This is a genomic window from Neorhizobium sp. SHOUNA12A (assembly GCF_023006505.1).
In the GTDB taxonomy this organism is placed as follows: domain Bacteria; phylum Pseudomonadota; class Alphaproteobacteria; order Rhizobiales; family Rhizobiaceae; genus Neorhizobium.
Genome location: NZ_JALBGV010000177.1, coordinates 1 through 2,785 on the forward strand (window position 1 = coordinate 1; position 2,785 = coordinate 2,785).

Consider the following 2,785-nt stretch of genomic DNA (forward strand, 5'->3'; position numbering starts at 1 on the left):
GGCCTGCAGCCAGTTTTCACCGGAGAACGAAGCGGAGGAAGCGATGCTCTTCAGCTGGCTCTGCAGCTGGGTGATTTCTTCCTGGACCTTGGACTTGTCGACGCCCGGTTCGGAAGCTGCAACCAGCTTGTTCTTGATTTCCTTGACGACGTCGATTGCCGATTCCATGGCGGAATAGGCAGTGTCGACCTTGGCAGCGCCGAGGCCGAGTGCGTCTTGAACTGCCGAGAGCGCACCATTGTCGGAACGCATGGTGGTCGCGATCGACCAGTAGGCAGCGTTGTCAGAGGCGGTTCCGACGCGCAGGCCCGAGGAGACCCGGCTCTGTGTGGATTCCATGTCGGACGCGATGCCGCGCAAAGTTTGGAGAGCAGACATAGCTGCAATGTTGGTAAGAATACTAGTCATTTTAGGTGCCCCTTGAGTGGCTGATTACGAAAAGGGACATCCCGGATTTCACCGGGAACAGCGCACAGCGTCATGCTTGTTAACCATTTAATTTTCTTGGTTAACTCACTGTTTCGATGATCCTAGGTAAACCCAATATGGTTAATGAAGATTGAAGCGAATTAAGAAAATGAAAAAGCCGCGTCCGAATTCGGACGCGGCTTCTTTTTGGATCCATGGCGCGGTCAGCCTCCGCGCCATATTTCCAGTTCGGATTAACGGAAGAGCGACAGGATGTTCTGCGAGTCGGAGTTGGCGATCGAAAGCGACTGGATCGCCAGCTGCTGCTGGGTCTGCAGTGCCTTGAGCTTGGTCGACTCTTCGTTCATGTCGGCATCCACCAGTCGGCCGACGCCCTTGTCGATGGAGTCCGTCAGCTTCGAGACGAAGTCCGTCTGCAGATCAAGACGCTTCGAAACAGCACCGAGCTTGGCAGTCGCGCTGTTCATTGCTTCCAGCTGACCGTCGACGAACGAGGTCAGTGCAGCCATGAGGTCTTCATCACTGGCTCTGGTACCGAGGCCAAGGTAGCTGACGCCGCTGGAGTCGCGATAGTCCTTGAGCTTGGTGATGTCGAGGTCGGAAACCGAGATGTCAGTTCCGTACTTGATGCCGGCCGTTGCAGTCGCACCAGCCGAGAAGTCGTAGCCCTTGGTGGTGTAGACGGCATCGATGTACGCGCCGCCGACCTTCATCAGGTAGGTGCCGTTGGAACCCGACGAATAGACGCCGTTGGTATCGCCCTTCATGAAGACGCCGCCGCCAATGTCCTTCCAGACAGCGTTGGTTGCATAATACGAGGACGTATTGATCTTGCCGAAGTATTCCTTGTGGTTGGTCGTGCCGTCGTCGAAGTTGATGGCACGGAAACCGTTGAGGGCGTTGGCGTCGAGAAGACCGCCGTGGCCACCGCTCAGGTCGAACAGGACGTTCTGCTCGTCGAGAAGAACGTTAATGGTCTTGACCGAGACGTTGCCGTCGCCGTCACGAACGAACGAGCCAACCAGCTGCTTGGTGATTTCGCTCGAGGCGTAGATGACGCCCGTGGTGGCGCTCTGCGAACCACCGATTTCGGCCTGCAGCCAGTTTTCACCGGAGAACGAAGCGGAGGAAGCGATGCTCTTCAGCTGGCTCTGCAGCTGGGTGATTTCTTCCTGGACCTTGGACTTGTCGACGCCCGGTTCGGAAGCTGCGACCAGCTTGTTCTTGATTTCCTTGACGACGTCGATTGCCGATTCCATGGCGGAATAGGCAGTGTCGACCTTGGCAGCGCCGAGGCCGAGAGCGTCCTGAACCGTCGAAAGAGCGCCCTTGTCGGAACGCATGGTGGTCGCGATCGACCAGTAGGCAGCGTTGTCAGATGCGGTTCCAACGCGCAGGCCCGAGGAAACCCGGCTCTGCGTGGATTCCATGTCGGAACCGATACCACGCAACGTCTGAAGCGCGGCCATCGCCGCAATGTTGGTAAGAATGCTAGTCATATTGATTGCCCCTTGAATGGCTACTTGCAGGAAGGGACATTCCGGAATTCACCGGGAACAGCGGACAGCGTCATGCTTGTTAACCATTTAATTTTCTTGGTTAACTCACCGTTTCGATGGCTCAAGATAACCGCAATATGATTAAGGAACATTGAAGCGAACCGGAAAAACAAAAGGGCCGCGCCCGAATTCGGACGCGGCCCTTTTTCTGAGGTCAATGGCGCGGTTAGCCTCCGCGCCATATTTCCAGTTCCGATTAACGGAAGAGCGACAGGATGTTCTGCGAGTCGGAGTTGGCGATCGAAAGCGACTGGATCGCCAGCTGCTGCTGGGTCTGCAGTGCCTTGAGCTTGGTCGACTCTTCGTTCATGTCGGCATCCACCAGTCGGCCGATACCCTTGTCGATCGAGTCCGTCAGCTTCGAGACGAAGTCGGACTGCATATCGATACGCTTCGATACCGCACCGAGCTTGGCTGCCGCGCTGCTCATCGATTCCAGCTGACCGTCGACGAACGAGGTCAGTGCAGCCATGAGGTCTTCATCACTGGCCTTTGTGCCGAGACCGAGGTAGCTCGCCCCGTTGGAGTCGCGATAGTCCTTGAGCTTGGTGATGTCGAGGTCTGAAACCGAGACGTCCGCTCCATACTTGATGCCGCTCGTTGCAGTCGCACCAGCCGAGAAGTCGTAGCCCTTGGTGGTGTAGACGGCATCGATGTACGCGCCGCCGACCTTCATCAGGTAGGTGCCGTTGGAACCCGACGAATAGACGCCGTTGGTATCGCCCTTCATGAAGACGCCGCCGCCGATGTCCTTCCAGACAGCGTTGGTTGCGTAGTAGGAAGACGTGTTGATCTTG

Annotated in this window: 2 protein-coding genes and 1 pseudogene; all 3 read right to left on the reverse strand. The window is 56.7% G+C overall.

Features of this window, described 5'->3' with window-relative positions; all coding sequences use genetic code 11:
• Positions 1-408, reverse strand: a pseudogene (locus tag MOV63_RS32265) (flagellar hook associated protein); the annotation flags it as partial.
• A 254-nt stretch (positions 409-662) separates the two neighbouring features.
• Positions 663-1,928 carry a flagellin gene (locus tag MOV63_RS32900; RefSeq protein WP_293411090.1) on the reverse strand — a complete coding sequence of 422 codons (1,266 nt, stop codon included), beginning with the start codon at positions 1,926-1,928 and terminating at the stop codon, positions 663-665.
• 256 nt (positions 1,929-2,184) lie between these two features.
• The coding region (locus tag MOV63_RS32280; RefSeq protein WP_258719367.1) for a flagellin at positions 2,185-2,785 on the reverse strand (601 nt) is incomplete at its 5' end.